The sequence below is a fragment of the Legionella stuttgartensis genome (genome assembly GCF_977063405.2).
In genome coordinates, this window is record NZ_CDRUHA020000093.1 from 282,292 (window position 1) to 297,456 (window position 15,165).

The window sequence follows — 15,165 nt, forward strand, 5'->3', positions numbered from 1 at the left end:
ATTATCCCTTAATAAGTGAGCACTGTACGAATTGACTTTCTTTGTTTCATTAAGTTAAAGGCGTGATTAATCTGTTCAAAAGGAAAAACCTCAGTAATTAAATCATCGATATTGATTTTGCCCTCCATGTACCAATCAACAATGTTAGGTACATCCGTACGGCCACGGGCTCCACCAAATGCCGAGCCCTTCCATACTCGACCGGTAACCAGTTGGAACGGTCTGGTGGCTATCTCCTTTCCAGCACCTGCAACGCCAATGATCGTACAAACGCCCCAACCTTTATGGCAACATTCCAATGCCTGACGCATTAATTTGACATCACCTACACATTCAAAACTATAATCTGCGCCGCCTTTAGTCAGTTCAACGAGATGCGCTACCAAATCATTATCCACTTCCATAGGATTAACAAAGTCCGTCATCCCCATTTTTTCAGCTAAAGCTCTTCGGTCTGGATTAATATCCACACCCACAATCTGATCGGCTCCAACCATACGAGCAGCTTGAATTACATTAAGCCCAATGCCACCTAAGCCAAAAACAACAACGCGGGAACCTGGGGTCACTTTTGCGGTATAAATTACAGCCCCTATCCCTGTAGTAACGCCGCAGCCGATGTAACATACTTTATCAAAAGGAGCATCCTTGCGAATTTTCGCAACTGCAATTTCAGGTAATACAATATAATTTGCAAAAGTCGATGTCCCCATATAGTGGAATATTTTTTTTCCATTAAGGCTGAAACGACTTGTTCCATCAGGCATCACCCCCTGTCCTTGTGTTGCTCGAATGGCCTGACAAAGATTGGTTTTCTGAGAAAGACAATAGTCACACTGACGACATTCGGGTGTATATAAGGGAATTACATGATCACCAGGTTCGAGGGAGGTTACTTCTGGACCAACATCGACAATAATACCAGCTCCTTCATGCCCTAAAATAACTGGGAAAATACCTTCAGGATCATCACCAGATAATGTAAATGCGTCGGTATGACACACACCTGTCGCCTTAATTTCAACCAGTACTTCTCCCTTTTTAGGACCTTCCAAATCAACTGTTTCAATCACCAATGGTTTCCCTGCCTCGTATGCTACCGCTGCCTTGACTTGCATCAAACCTCCCTTTATAGAAAAACTCACCGTCAATAATCTTAACCACTGAATTTATTGAAAAAATGTTACTCTCAATGAGATAATTTAAATGCAGATGAATACTTTAGCAATGAAAATTCAACGTAAACTACACTTTAGTACTCCATTTATTTCTTCCTAGTAGTATTTTATACTTATAGGTTAAGACAACACTAAACAGATTAAATAAAATCCAATTCATAGGTAACAGAGTATGATCATTCATAGTGAATTTAAGCCGCTTTGGTGGCTTACCAATAATCATGGACAAACTCTGTATCGAACGTTCACCCATCGAACAAATACTGCTGTAGATTCTTGTGAACGTTTAGAGTTACCTGATGGAGATTTTATTGATTTATCGTGGAAAACAAATGGATTAGACAATAATGCTCCTTTAATTATCTTACTTCATGGATTAGGTGGAAATATCAATTCGGCTTATGTTTCGACATTATTCCATGCATTCAATAAATCAGGTTATCGAGCAGTTTTAATGAATTTCCGTGGCGCAAGTGGAGAACCCAATCGTCTGCCGCGCGCTTATTACGGAGGCGATACCGATGATTTGGCTTATTTTCTCAATGTACTAAACCTTAGAGAACCCACAACCAAAAAAGCGGTAGTAGGTATTTCATTAGGCGGCAATATACTCCTCAAATGGTTAGGAGAAAATAGCTCCCAATCCCTAATTGATGCAGCAGTCGCGGTTTCTGTACCGTTTCAATTGCATAATGTGGTTCAAAAGATAAACAAAGGATTTTCTCGGGTATATCAAGCACATCTGCTCGAAAAATTACGGACCGTCTTTTTACAAAAATTGGATATTATCAATTGCCAATTACCACTTTCCAAACAAAAATTGTATTCAATAAAAACCCTGCATGAATTTGACGAACAAATAACTGCTCCATTACATGGATTTGTTAATGCCCATGAGTATTATCAAAAATCCAGTTCGAGGCAGTACTTATCTCAAATCACGACACCTACGTTAATTATTCATGCATTGGACGATCCTTTTATGACCCCGGATGTCCTTCCTACAGTTGATGAATTATCCCCAGATATCCTTCTAGAGTTGAGCCAGCATGGAGGTCATGTAGGATTTATTGCTGAGAAAAAACAATTTTGGTTGGAGCAACGTATCCCTAATTTTTTAAGGGATTATTTGTTAACTCCACCTACTGTCCCGAAATTCACGCAAATTAATTAATAAGTTACTGACTTAGGAATGCGGGATCCAGAGCTATGCCACATTGTAATCGATTGTATTTTTAGCAAAGACTCATTAATCGATTTTTGGTTTATGAGGATTCCTCCTTCATACCATCTGGGCAAAAAAATCCCAATATGTTCTATAATTGGGAAATAGGGTTTTTTTGAGCCAGGATGATGATTAAAACAAAAATAATTAAAAATGATAGTTTACTTAAAATCTATGAAACCAATTATTCATCATTGGCCCATAATCGTGCAGATATAGAATATTTTAAAAGCTCTAAAGTACGTATTTTTTTTAAAGATTCAGAGGAAAAAATGATAGGAGGCTTTTGTATCAACTCAGGCCCTAATTATCGAACTTTTCTTCCTTTAAATCCATTGCAATTACAAAAACTCTATAGTAATCATCACTTTGATCGCCAACATCCTCATGAAATTTCGTGCCTTTGGATCGAAAAAAATTCGCAACATTCCGCATGGGTAGTATTTCTTTATTTTATATTATTTATGGATGTGCTTTGTTTGCGTCCCGGCCCCCTAATTTTTGGAACTCATGGAAAAAATATCAATAATTTTTTTTCTATCCCTTTCCCCAAAATTATTTTCTATGAAAAATTATTTGTACCTACAAAAGGAAAAGAATGTGACTTTTGGATTAGGAAGGGCTCTAAATTTCAATTTCTAAAAGGTTTTATTGTACTTGCAACAATCAGGCTATTTATGGGGAATAAATCATTAGCCCGCTTTCGCTTGTGGCTTGATAAAAAAAAAACAAATAAAGAACTACAAACCTGAGTGGTAATACGGAGACAGGTAGTATGAGTAGTAGAAAAAAAGAATGCCCTTCTTTTGAAAAATTAGCATTAGATGGTGGGAGCCCAGTTCGAGCCAAACCTTGGCCCACCTATGACAAAGGAAATGTCATTATTGATGAAGAAGATCTGGAGCTTGTTCTGGATGTGATTAAAAGTAAGCGATTATTTCGTTATGATAATCGTGACATTAAGGATACAAAAGTAGGTCAATTTGAAGAAGAACTAAAAGACTACTTCAACTCTGAATATGCTCTTGCTGTAAGTTCTGGTACTGCAGCAATTTCATTACCCCTTATGGCTCTGAATTTACCTAACGATGCATTGGTGGGTTGTCCCGCATATTCATTTACTGCAACACCCAGTGCCATTATCCAAGCTCAATTGAAACCTGTCCTTATCGAAGTGGATCGTGATCTCCACATTGATTTAACAGATCTTGAGAAAAAAATTCCTCATATGAGTGCATTAGTTGTGGTGCATATGAGAGGGTTTCCTGCTCCTCTCCCACAAATTATGGAGCTTGCGAGCAAACATGGTGTGCCTATTATTGAGGATGCTGTTCCCAGTCTTGGATGTAAATTGAAGAATAAATATTTAGGAACCTATGGTCTAGCAGGCGCATTCAGCACTCAATCTGATAAATCATTAAACACTGGAGAAGGCGGATTTATTTTAACAAATGATAGAGAACTCTACCTAAAATGCGTTATTTTATCTGGAGCTTATGAGCGTCTTTATGAAAAACATTTTTGCGGGCAACAGTGTGCCATTGATTTTACCTCATTACCCATATTTAATTTTCGCTTAGATGAAATTCGCGGGGCACTTGGATTATCCCAATTAAAAAAACTCAATAAGCGACTCAATTTGTTGTCACAAAATTATCATTATGCCATTCAAGGTATGACCCATTTAAAACACCTAAGGCCGCGCAGCACCTGGCATGAGGAGGTATTACCTCTTGGTGATAACTTACTTTTGGAATTAGATGGTTCGATTAAAGAGTGCTGTTGGTTTGCAGATGCGCTAACTGCAGAAGGTATAGACACAAAAGCCCTCGGAGATCTCAATAAAATCAATGTACGCCGATTTTGGGATTGGAGCTATTTATTCAAGGATATAGCAAGACACGAAATTCCCAATCTTTACCCTAATAGTTTTAAACACATCCGCTCCTATATTGATATTGCACTTTCACCTACATTGAAAAAAGAAGATCTAGATGAATTTTTAACTGCAATTAATAAGGTACATTATCACTATGAACTCAAAGACCCCATTGAATAATTGCGTTGCTTTAGTCACAGGCGGAAATGGAGGGCTAGGTCTTGCTATGGCAATCGCCTTGCGGCAAGCTGGGGCACAAGTCATCGTGAGTGGTCGAGATCAGGAAAAGCTAGAACATGCCAAAACATATGGGCTAATTCCAATCACTATGAATGTACGAAGCAAAGAAAGTATTCACAATGGTTTTAAAATCATTTCAGACCAATTTGAACAATTAGATATATTAATTAATAATGCAGGTATCTACGAAGATCAGCATCTTTTAGATCTCTCACTTGAAGGATGGGAGCAACTCATCAGCACTAATCTTACCTCGGTTTTTCTTTGTTCACAAAGCGCGGCTCGTCTCATGAAAATCCATCATCGGGGAAAAATTATTAATGTAGGATCCATGTATTCTCTTTATGGACATCCTCATTCAATTGGATATGCGACAACAAAAACAGGAATATTAGGCCTAACACGCTCGCTTGCATTAGAACTGGGTGTCTGGAACATACAAGTCAATGCTATTTTGCCAGGTTGGTTTGAAACCGCAATTAACGGTTCTTTACCTCAAACCGATAGAGGTGAGGAAATCCGGAAAAGAACGCCTCTAGGTAGATGGGGTCAGCCTCAAGATATTGGACCTTTGGCTGTTTTTCTCTCTTCAAGTGGTTCAGATTTCATAACCGGTTCAATTATTCCCATCGACGGAGGATATTCTGTCTCCGATCGTAGTATTTGGTCATAGCTCTTATGCATCAACACCAAATCCGAACAATTACTTTATAAAAGAGATAATTGTTTTTTTGAACGAATTAAGCACCGCTAATTTCCCTATATCAACTATTTGCCGCATCACGTTCCCACTCCAATGTTTTCGTGCGGCATTCCAACCTATAAAGAATGCAGAAATTAGCATCATCCAGGTTGCTAAGTGATAACGAGTAATCCCACTTACACTAAAATACTTTTCATGTTCCCTAACCCTGCTTTTCTGGGATTGGAGTATATTACTCATCAATTCAATTTGCGCTATTATCTGCTTTCTCGAGTTTTTCATGTTCTACGCTCTTTTGTGAAAAAAATTCTCTTGTCTTTGGAAAACTCATACTATTTAAATTAAAGGATAAGTACTTAAGTAATCCCAGTAATAATCCTCCATTAAGTAGAAAAACAAGAGAAATAGAAACCAGGAAACGATGGGGAATCAAAAGCTCCCAATATCCTAAAACCAGGAACACAAGATACCCTGTTAAGAACATCGCCGTTAACCATGCTGTAATTAACACAACGAACAGCATGCATATATTTAATAATAAAGGAAAAAGGCTAAGCCCAGCTAATCGTGCTTCAAGACGGATTAAAGAGCAAACCGTTTTAAAAACAGATATTTTTGCAGCGATAAGACCTTCTAACTGTTTTAAGACTTCCATTATTTCTTCATTAATCGAGATAACAAAAAGCCTATTCCTCCAGCAATTAAAATAGAAGTTAATGGATTTTCCTGTACTTTCTTCACTAAATGATCAGAATATTCCTTGACGTTCTCTTCTACTTCGTTCACCTTGTGTACCCCTTCTTCGTACAACTGATTCGCCTTTCTTTTGCCTTCGTTTAATAATTGGCTTGCAGCCGCTTCAAGATGATCTTTAGGAGTATATGCTCTATTTTCACCGGAACTTTTCATGTTAATACCCTCCTTAGTAACAACGCAATAGTAAGAAAATGTAACGAAAATAATATTAAATATAGTTATTGAGTGAAATAAATCAATAAATTTACCACCATTTATTATGACTTATTTTCAAAATTTTTTATAAAAATTTTTTTTTATCAATTAGTTAATTTATTGTTATGAAATTGTCATAATTGACCGCATTTAAAAATAATGTACAATAAGTTTTCATTAATAATACTAATAATAAATAATTATGATACCGTCCACCCTCCTCATAGATTTAGATCTGCTAGAAGAAACGTCAAAAGTTTATATTTATGGTAAAACCCATTACCTGGGCCAACCCAAAGCATTTAATTTTTCGTTACTTAAAAGCGTTCTCAGTTCAATTCAATTATTGCCTTTAGACAAAGAAACAGTAGAAGTAATGAAGCGTTATCGAAATGTCTTAACACAACTTGCAAGTTTTCATCCTAAATTAGTGTACTTGTACGATTTTGATAATGAAATCAATATATATCGACAACTAGATTCGCTACAAGAACAGGCGGTGAACTATTTCAAGAGGTATTTTGAGGTCAATAAACCAACTTTTGATTGGGAAGGATTAAGCGACCTCCGCAAACAAATTTCTAAGGTGCAAAATTCTTCATATAGAATAGACCTCATGAAGGCATTTGAATATGGAGTCTTAAACACCGTTTCACAGGTAAAACCTAGAACTTATTCTGATTTAACTTTTCACGATGAGTTAGAAGAAATAAATCCAAAAGACTCCTCTACTCATTCTAAAACTCGTTAGTAAATTATATAGAACTCATACGAGTTCTATATTTTCTCATATGAGTAAGCTCACTAAGAATACCTACATACCCATAAATAAACTATCCGCTTGAGGATCCTAATTAATAAACTATATTTTATTTAAGCGATTATTTATTGACATAGGAATAAGGAGATGAATATGTTGAATCTTGATAGTGAAACAATTGGTGATCTTCTTTATAAAGCCCGACAATTTCAAGCCAAGGAAGACGTTAGTTTTCCGGAAGTCACCGACGAAATGGATTCACTATATGTGTTAGCCGATTACCAAGACGATCCGGTTTATCAAGAGATCACCGAATTCGTTGATAATTTACGACCTGATCAACAAGCTACCTTAGTTGCATTAATGTATTTAGGTCGAGGAGACTATACTCAGGATGAGTGGGAAGAGGCATTAAATTTTGCTCAAGAGGAACTGACTGACCATACTGGAGAATATTTATTATCCAGACCAATGGTCGCAGATGATATTGAACGAGGCCTAAACATTCTAGGTATTTCCTACCAAGAATAGCTTCCCAAAGAGACCTTTTCCTCAAGTACGGCTGAAGCAGTTTATTAAAACTACTACCTGAATCGTTTCATTAAACATGAAATTAGAAGTACGTGTTACAACGCCTGCTACGATTGACATTTAACAAGCCTGATAGATAATCATAATTTCAATCGGCACATTTTGCGTATTTATTAGGGATGACGAATGAGCTTTGATAAACAATACCAACGAAAATTACATTCCCCAGATGAAGCTGTCAATCTGATTCCCCCCACGGCCGTAATTTCCATGGGTATGCGTGTCGCTACTCCCCCAGCTCTTTGCCATGCTCTTGCTGCGCGTGCGAAGGCAGGTGATTTAAAAGAAGTGAAAGTTTATTATCTTCGCTGTGGTCCTGTTGCTCTACAGACAATTTTTCAAGAAGAATTACTCCATATTATTAGGCCCTACACTTCAATGATGTCACAAGGAGAAGTTGAATTAGCCGAGCGTGGATATACCTTAGGAAAGAAATACATCAATTTTGTACCCATAAGTTTTAGTCGCTACCCTGATACCATTAAGTCCATCACAAAATTGGATGCTTTTATTGTCACCGTGGCTCCTATGGATAAATTTGGCTTTTTCAATTTGGGCCCCAATGGCGATTATGCGATTGAACTGGCACGCTATGCCAATAAATTGATCGTAGAAGTAAACGAAAATATGCCCAGAACTGCAGGATCTACTTTAATTCATGTGAGTGAGGTTGATGCCATTGTCGAAAACACCGTCGACTTGCTCGAAGGAGCATCAAAGCCCGCAAGTGAATTGGATCGTCAAATAGGCCAACACATCACCGCTCTAATCCCAGATGGTGCAACCATTCAAATGGGGATAGGAGGAGTGCCTAATGCAGTATGTGAACAACTCGCTCATCATAAAAATCTAGGGATTCACACTGAGGTGATGACGGATGGCTTAATTGATCTCATCAAAAAAGGAGTGGTTACAAATACAAATAAAACATTACACCCTTATGTTAATGTGTTTACTTTTGCGATTGGAGATAAGCAATTATATGATTTTATTGACAATAATCCATCCATGTTTTGTCTTCCAGTTTCCTATGTTAATGAACCCAATGTGATTGCGAAAAACAATCTCATGACCTCCGTCAACGCCTTCATTGAGATTGATTTTAGTGGACAAGTGAATGCAGAATTTATTGGGCATCAATTTTCTGGTCCAGGAGGACAATTGGATTTTATCCGTGGCGTTCATTATTCAGAAGGCGGAAAAACGATCATTGCCAGTAGTTCCACTGCAAGGAGGGAAACCTTATCCCGTATTGTGCCTCGACTTTCTTCCATAGCCACAGATACCCGACTTGATATTGATTATGTGGTCACTGAATATGGAGTAGCACAATTGAAAGGACGCTCCACCACAGAAAGAACACATCAATTAATTAAAATTGCTCATCCAAAATTTCGTGAACAATTAGAGCAACAAGCGAAACAACAAGGATTTATTTAAAATGGACTTATCAATTTCCCCTGCCCTGTTATTTACCCCAGGTAACAAACCAGAGCTTTTTGCAAAAGCATTGGCTTCTGGAGCAAACGGCTTTATATTGGAGTTGGAAGATGCTGTTCCACCTGACGAAAAAGACAGCGCCCGCAACCATGTTATTCAGTTTTTGCGAAGCAAACATCCTGAGCTACTCATAATTGTACGCATCAATCATATAACCACTGATGCCGGGTTGTCTGACTTGCTCGCATTCAAACAAGAACATATATATTGTGATGCCATTTTATATCCTAAAACAGAAAGTGCTGAAGAATTAAACATTATTTATAAAGTACTTAATTTGGAAGCACGCAACATTAAACTTTTAGCATTAATTGAGACCGCCAAGGGATTATTGAACCTAAATTCAATTGTTACTGATTCCCCAGTAAGCGGTCTGGTCTTTGGGGCAGCAGATTTTGCCGTCGATGTAGGTTGTGATATGAACTGGGATGTTCTTTTATACGCGCGTCAGCAAATCATCCAGGCGGCCGCTCTGACTCATATTCCTGCCATTGACTCCCCTTTTTTCGATTTTACGAATGAAGAACAATTAATTTCCGAAGTAATTCGAGTTAAGGAGCTTGGTTTTAAAGGAAAACTTGCTATTCATCCCAGACAAATCACCCCGATAAAACACAATTTCGCACCGGATAAAAAAGAGATTGAACGTGCCAAAAAAATTGTTGCACTCTACGAACAAGCTGGAGGGAAAGCCTGTCAATATGAAGGTCAAATGATTGATGTCCCTATCTACCAACATGCTCAAGAGGTGCTTAAATTATCAGAACATTTAAAAAGGTAATGAATATGTCTCAGCAAAGTTACAAATCTGTTGGAAACAATCGCTTGCGTGAAGATTTTGGCTTTTATTTTGAAGATTTTGAAATAGGACAAATTATTGAGCACCGACCTGGTAGGACCATTACTCAAAATGACAATATTTGGTTTACGTTACTGACGATGAATACAGCTCAATTGCATTTCGATGCTCATTATGCCGAACAAACGGAATGGAAGAAACCTTTAGTTGATAGCACATTTACACTAGCGATTATCACAGGAATGACTGTCAATACGATCTCTAAGAAAGTGGTCGCTAATTTGGAATGGGATAAAGTCAAATTACTAAAACCCGTATTTGAAGGAGATACCATTTATGCCGAAAGCGAAATAAAAGCAAAACGCGAATCAAAATCAAGGCCCAATCAAGGAATTGTTACCGTAGAAACAAGAGGAATTAACCAACATAAAGAACTATTTATGTCATTTGAACGAACCGTCTTGGTTTATAAGAAAGGTGCAGCACCAGAATATAAAATTTAATTTGCCTTGGCCTAGGTGTTGGTAACCAAAACCGACTACCTTTGAATGTTTTCCCTCTACGATATACGCCTAAGAGCCCCAAGAATGTTTCCCCTACGTACCGCGCTCATGCGCGGTATCAAGACTGGGACCTGTTTTAACCACTAAGGGAAAACGGCAATCGAAAAAAACACAACCAATCTCTAGCGAAGCCTGGAAGATTTAACTAGAATGATAGGCTTAACTGCTGATAAATAAAAACTTTTTGCACAGGTATTAATTCATGAATATCCAAACTGTTGTTGAAAAGCAGAGAACATTTGCTGCTGGCGGACAGGCTAAAAAGATTGATTTTCGTAAACAGCAACTTCAGAAATTAAAAACCATTCTCAAGCAAAATGAGCCACTTCTCTATGAAGCGCTTTATGCAGATATAAAAAAATCTAAATTTGAAACCTATTTAACTGAACTTGGCATGATATATCATGAGCTTGATCAGGCAATTAAATGGGTACATAAATGGGCTAAGCCCAGATCGAAAAGAACAGAGTTGATTGTTCAACCGGCAAAAAGTTTTATCTTACCTGAACCTTATGGCACGACTCTAATTATTGGCGCCTGGAATTACCCTTATCAATTAACATTAATTCCGTTAATCTCGGCTATGGCAGCAGGGAACACCAGCATCATCAAACCAAGTGAACTACCCCAAAATACCTCAACAGTCTTGGCACAAATAATAAATCAAAATTTTGATCCAGCTTATCTTTATGTTGCTGAAGGAGGCCCTGAAATAACTCAGGAGCTTCTTAGTTTTCGTTTTGATAAACTATTTTTTACAGGCAGCACTACCGTAGGGAAAATTGTGGCAAAAGCTGCAGCAGAACACTTAACTCCTGTAACTCTCGAATTAGGTGGAAAAAGTCCGTGCTTTGTTTTTGCTGATGCAGATCTCAAAATCTCAGCCCAGCGAATTGTCTGGGGTAAATTTTTAAATGCAGGCCAAACCTGTATTGCCCCTGATTATCTTTTAGTTGAACAATCAATTTATCAACCGCTACTGGAAGAACTTAAAAAACAAATCCACAAAATTATTGGCCCCAACCCGCTTGAAAGTGAAAGCTATGTACGGATTATCGATCAAAAACATGTACAGCGTTTAAAAAAACTCATCGATCCGCAAAAAATATTCACCGGAGGCCTCGTCATTGAAGCAGAAAAATACATTGAGCCCACGATTCTTAAGGATGTAAATTTTGCCGATGAAATCATGAAAGAAGAAATTTTTGGGCCGATTTTACCTGTTATCCCTTTTAGCGATCTGCAACCTGTTTTGCAGGAAATAAAAATGCGACCCCACCCTTTATCACTTTATGTTTTTGGAAAAAATTCCGATCTGCAAACTCGAGTTTTAAATGAGATTTCTTTTGGAGGAGGCTGTATTAATGATGTGATTATGCATATTTGTAACGCTCATCTTCCTTTTGGTGGTGTTGGAGAAAGTGGTATGGGAAGTTACCATGGCGAAGCAGGATTTAAATCCTTCAGTCATTTCAAAAGCATTTTGAAAAGACCTTTTTGGTTTGAGCTACCTATTAAATACAAGCCCTATAATCAATGGAAATTAAAGATAATTCGCACACTCTTCGGATAAATTAATACAATAAACTACTAAAATGAATAATAGAAATTTACATTCATACGGAATCAATCCTTTAAAGGTATCATGAATTCGCTTGCAAACCATCTAAGGATTAGGCTTTTCTAGTATTTCTTTTCCAGCAAGACGCTGTGCTCGTTTGGCAATTGCTTCTTGTAATTCCAGAAAAAAAGGAGAAGGCCCTATAGAATGGTTCGCTTCGGATTCCTGTTTCTTTCCCCATGACGCATCTAATTCGGATTTAATATTTAACTTCGTATCCAACATTGAATCTAAAGTATGCGTTTTTTGTTGGTAAGAGATTAAAAATGTTCTACATACTTTCGCAAAACAAGGATTTTCTTCAAGAATCAATGCCGAAGCACTAAGAAAACCAATTATTCGTTCGTCTTTGTGATTTTTTTGGTGCTGAACTACTAGAAATGAAAATTCTTTTAATAAAGAGTATACAAAGGAATAATCCCTATCTTCCTTCCCTTCTAACCTATATCCATCCACTAAATTTTGTAATAGTATAATGCATTCTTTACTAACTGGCATTCCTTGCTCCAAGTAAATAAACACTTCTTAATTAAAAACTCTGATAGGTAATTTAGCAAGAAAAAAATAGTAATACTTTTATAAATCCTTATCTTGTATGTAGTCGATATTGGGTCTATAACTTTAAGAATAAAAGAGAACAGCTTATGTCAGAAAAGAAACCTAAAGTTAAAACCAGTTATATAAAGGAGGCTCCCACTCCTCCCGTCGAAGCCAATTCTTCTATTCTTGCAAGCATATTTAAAGCATTACCCGGAAGTATTTATTGGAAGGACCAAAATGGAGTGTACTTGGGTTGTAATGACAACATGTTGGAACTGACTGGCATGGAATCCATCATTGGAAAAACAGATTTTGAAATGCCATGGGCGGCTTCTGCAGAAACAATTCGGAATAATGATTTAAAAGTAATGGCGCTTAATACATCCTTAGAATTGGAAGAAGCCGGAACCATAGCAAACGGACAACAAGTAGTAGTATTAACCAGAAAAACTCCTCTCCGCGACGAAAAAGGTAATGTCATCGGGATTGTAGGTGTTTCGTTAAATATAACCAACCGTAAAAAACAAGAAGCCGATCTCCGTTTAAGCCAAGAAAAAACACAATCCACTTTGGAAAACATTCTTGCTCATATGCCAGGCCATGTATATTGGAAAGACAAGAATGGAGTGTATTTAGGTTGCAACAACCGACAGGCTCAGAATTTAGGATTTCAATTTGGTTATGAAATTGTAGGAAAAACTGATTTTGATTTACCTTGGGGTGAGAATCAAGCCGAATTATTTCGCCAAAATGATCTTCATATCATGCAGACTGGTGAAACTGAAATCATTGAGGAAAAAGCCCAAATCGATGGTAAAAAAGCCATTGTCTTAAGTCATAAATCACCGATGCGCAATAAAAAAGGGGAAATTACAGGAGTATTAGGTATTTCAATTAATATAACTGACAGAAAAAAAATTGAAGCAGAACTCAATATTGCAAAAGAAAAAGCTGAAGCAGCGAGTCTTGCAAAAACAGAATTTCTTGAAAATATGCGTCACGACCTCCGTACCCCTCTTACTGGCATTGTTGGATTTGCAGATCTTATCAAATACGAGGCCCAAACCCCTCGAATTAACGAATATGCAGATAATCTGGTTGCATCAAGCCATGCCCTTCTTGATTTTATGGATGATGTGCTTGAAGCCATTCATGTAAGTTCTGGCGAAGTGCCCAAAGTGAGAAAAAAATTCGTTCTGCAAAAAGTGGCTCAACACATTATTGATCTTAACAAGGCCAAAGCATCTGCAAAACTCCTGGATTTATCGCTGGATTTTGATACCAATATCCCCCAATATCTCATCGGCGATCCCGTCCGCATCCATCGAATTCTACTTGAATTAATTGCCAATTCGCTAAATTTTACCGACTCGGGTTTTGTGACGTTAACAGCTAAATTAGCCAAACAGGAAAACCGTGAGGTCGTCATTAAATTCATTGTAGAAGATAGCGGTATAGGTATCCCCAAGGATAAACAACAGGAAATTTTTCTCCAATTTAAACGTCTAACACCTTCCTACAAGGGAATTTATAAAGGAGCGGGTCTAGGGCTTGCTGTAATCAAACAATTTATTGATGAATTAGATGGTGAGATATATGTTGAAAGTACAGTTGCAAAAGGAACCTCATTTACTTGTGTCATTCCCTTAAAAACAGCTCTTCTTGAGGATGAAACCGGTATTGATAAAGATTTTATTGATTCTACTATTCCAAGATTGGAGCAAAATACTCCCATCACCAATAAACATCCAGCTCAATTGGAAAAACCATTTAAACACCGTATCTTACTGGTTGAAGACAATACCATTGCACAAACCATCGCCAAAGAAATGCTTCATCAGTGTGACTGTCAGGTTGATGTAGCCGCTGATGGGCAAACGGCTTTAGGGCTCTGGAAGAAAAATAAATATGATTTAATTTTTATGGATATCGGTTTACCCGATATGGATGGATATCAAGTAACGCGCCATATTCGAGTGCAAGAAATCGCTAAAAATCATCATACTCCCATCATTGCGTTAACAGCTCATATAGGGGAAGAAAACAAACAACGATGTATTGAATCCGGGATAAATGCTGTACTTAGCAAACCACTCACTCAAAAAAATTGTTGTGATATTTTAAATTCATTTATCCCCTCTATAGAAAAAGGGACTTCTCCCGAACATGGTCTCTTTGATTTACCAACAAAAGAAGAACAATTTTTTCAACTCGCTGAATTTCCAATACTTGATGTTGAAGAAGGAATTAAAACTACTGGCACAGAAGCAACGCTTTGCGGAATGCTCAACCTGATGTTGAGTCACTCTTTTGTGGAAGATGTTGTCCTGCTCAAAAGAGCTCATGAGCAAGGTGACTGGGAAAAAATTCAAAAACTTGCTCATAAAATAAAAGGGGGAGTGGTATATGTTGGAGCCATTCGTTTAAAAATAGCCTGCCAATACTTTGAGTGTTATTGGAAATCAGGTCAACGCGCTTTATCAGAACAGTTATATCAGCAAATCCTACGCGTCATTGAGGAAACAACCTCTGAAATTAGAAAATGGATAAAAACAAAATCACCTTATTAATCAAGCATATAGCCTGAGTGTGGTGCCAGCGGAGACTGGAATTGA

16 protein-coding genes are annotated in these 15,165 nt (G+C 37.5%); 11 read left to right on the top strand and 5 right to left on the bottom strand.

The features are described 5' to 3' along the window. Nucleotides 1-8: 8 nt before the first annotated feature. Nucleotides 9-1,118, bottom strand: a complete 1,110-nt coding sequence (locus ACWTEW_RS31410) for an S-(hydroxymethyl)glutathione dehydrogenase/class III alcohol dehydrogenase (protein WP_454781895.1) — start codon at nucleotides 1,116-1,118, stop codon at nucleotides 9-11. A gap of 232 nt (nucleotides 1,119-1,350) precedes the next feature. Between ACWTEW_RS31410 and ACWTEW_RS31415 the strand changes: the two genes are divergently transcribed. The 4 genes from ACWTEW_RS31415 (at nucleotide 1,351) to ACWTEW_RS31430 (ending at nucleotide 5,195) form a co-directional block, all read left to right on the top strand. Continuing rightward, nucleotides 1,351-2,352, top strand: a complete 1,002-nt coding sequence (locus tag ACWTEW_RS31415; RefSeq protein WP_454781896.1) for a hydrolase — start codon at nucleotides 1,351-1,353, stop codon at nucleotides 2,350-2,352. 176 nt (nucleotides 2,353-2,528) lie between these two features. Beyond that, complete coding sequence (locus ACWTEW_RS31420; protein ID WP_454781897.1) at nucleotides 2,529-3,155, top strand: hypothetical protein; 627 nt, start codon at nucleotides 2,529-2,531, stop codon at nucleotides 3,153-3,155. A 23-nt stretch (nucleotides 3,156-3,178) separates the two neighbouring features. Continuing rightward, nucleotides 3,179-4,462: a DegT/DnrJ/EryC1/StrS family aminotransferase gene (locus tag ACWTEW_RS31425; RefSeq protein WP_454781898.1), complete on the top strand. Its 1,284-nt coding sequence runs from the start codon at nucleotides 3,179-3,181 to the stop codon at nucleotides 4,460-4,462. Then, nucleotides 4,437-5,195, top strand: coding sequence for an SDR family NAD(P)-dependent oxidoreductase (locus ACWTEW_RS31430; RefSeq protein ID WP_454781899.1), 759 nt, complete (start codon nucleotides 4,437-4,439; stop codon nucleotides 5,193-5,195). The genes ACWTEW_RS31425 and ACWTEW_RS31430 overlap by 26 nt, the downstream gene beginning before the upstream one ends. 30 nt (nucleotides 5,196-5,225) lie before the next feature. On the opposite strand, the gene ACWTEW_RS31435 is transcribed toward ACWTEW_RS31430, so the two are convergent. The 3 genes from ACWTEW_RS31435 to ACWTEW_RS31445 are packed head-to-tail and all read right to left on the bottom strand — an operon-like array spanning nucleotide 5,226 to nucleotide 6,134. Further along, complete coding sequence (locus ACWTEW_RS31435; protein ID WP_454781900.1) at nucleotides 5,226-5,507, bottom strand: hypothetical protein; 282 nt, start codon at nucleotides 5,505-5,507, stop codon at nucleotides 5,226-5,228. Continuing rightward, the gene (locus tag ACWTEW_RS31440; protein ID WP_454781901.1) at nucleotides 5,470-5,880 is read right to left on the bottom strand and encodes a hypothetical protein; all 411 of its coding nucleotides are present in this window, start codon (nucleotides 5,878-5,880) and stop codon (nucleotides 5,470-5,472) included. The genes ACWTEW_RS31435 and ACWTEW_RS31440 overlap by 38 nt, the downstream gene beginning before the upstream one ends. Beyond that, nucleotides 5,880-6,134, bottom strand: a complete 255-nt coding sequence (locus tag ACWTEW_RS31445; RefSeq protein WP_454781902.1) for an ElaB/YgaM/YqjD family protein — start codon at nucleotides 6,132-6,134, stop codon at nucleotides 5,880-5,882. Before ACWTEW_RS31445 ends, ACWTEW_RS31440 begins: the two co-directional genes overlap by 1 nt. A 244-nt stretch (nucleotides 6,135-6,378) precedes the next feature. On the opposite strand from ACWTEW_RS31445, the gene ACWTEW_RS31450 reads away from it, so the two are divergent. The 6 genes from ACWTEW_RS31450 to ACWTEW_RS31475 all read left to right on the top strand — a co-directional run bounded on the left by ACWTEW_RS31450 (nucleotide 6,379) and on the right by ACWTEW_RS31475 (nucleotide 11,962). Beyond that, nucleotides 6,379-6,927: a hypothetical protein gene (locus ACWTEW_RS31450; RefSeq protein WP_454781903.1), complete on the top strand. Its 549-nt coding sequence runs from the start codon at nucleotides 6,379-6,381 to the stop codon at nucleotides 6,925-6,927. Between the two features lie 162 nt (nucleotides 6,928-7,089). Beyond that, on the top strand, nucleotides 7,090-7,467 hold the full coding sequence (locus ACWTEW_RS31455) for a DUF3775 domain-containing protein (protein ID WP_454781904.1): 378 nt from the start codon (nucleotides 7,090-7,092) through the stop codon (nucleotides 7,465-7,467). A gap of 186 nt (nucleotides 7,468-7,653) precedes the next feature. After that, on the top strand, nucleotides 7,654-8,967 hold the full coding sequence (locus ACWTEW_RS31460) for an acetyl-CoA hydrolase/transferase family protein (RefSeq protein ID WP_454781905.1): 1,314 nt from the start codon (nucleotides 7,654-7,656) through the stop codon (nucleotides 8,965-8,967). A 1-nt stretch (nucleotide 8,968) separates the two neighbouring features. Further along, the gene (locus ACWTEW_RS31465) at nucleotides 8,969-9,808 is read left to right on the top strand and encodes an HpcH/HpaI aldolase/citrate lyase family protein (protein ID WP_454781906.1); all 840 of its coding nucleotides are present in this window, start codon (nucleotides 8,969-8,971) and stop codon (nucleotides 9,806-9,808) included. Nucleotides 9,809-9,813: 5 nt separating this feature from the next. After that, entirely contained in the window at nucleotides 9,814-10,329 is a 516-nt protein-coding gene (locus ACWTEW_RS31470) for a MaoC/PaaZ C-terminal domain-containing protein (RefSeq protein ID WP_454781907.1), read from the top strand. Between the two features lie 262 nt (nucleotides 10,330-10,591). Further along, nucleotides 10,592-11,962 (top strand): aldehyde dehydrogenase, encoded by a 1,371-nt coding sequence (locus ACWTEW_RS31475; RefSeq protein WP_454781908.1) that lies wholly within the window; start codon nucleotides 10,592-10,594, stop codon nucleotides 11,960-11,962. Nucleotides 11,963-12,055: 93 nt separating this feature from the next. Here the strand turns inward: ACWTEW_RS31475 and ACWTEW_RS31480 are convergent, their stop codons facing one another. Beyond that, nucleotides 12,056-12,508, bottom strand: coding sequence for a hypothetical protein (locus tag ACWTEW_RS31480; protein WP_454781909.1), 453 nt, complete (start codon nucleotides 12,506-12,508; stop codon nucleotides 12,056-12,058). A gap of 146 nt (nucleotides 12,509-12,654) precedes the next feature. On the opposite strand from ACWTEW_RS31480, the gene ACWTEW_RS31485 reads away from it, so the two are divergent. Continuing rightward, the gene (locus ACWTEW_RS31485; protein ID WP_454781910.1) at nucleotides 12,655-15,120 is read left to right on the top strand and encodes a PAS domain-containing sensor histidine kinase; all 2,466 of its coding nucleotides are present in this window, start codon (nucleotides 12,655-12,657) and stop codon (nucleotides 15,118-15,120) included. Nucleotides 15,121-15,165 lie beyond the last annotated feature (45 nt).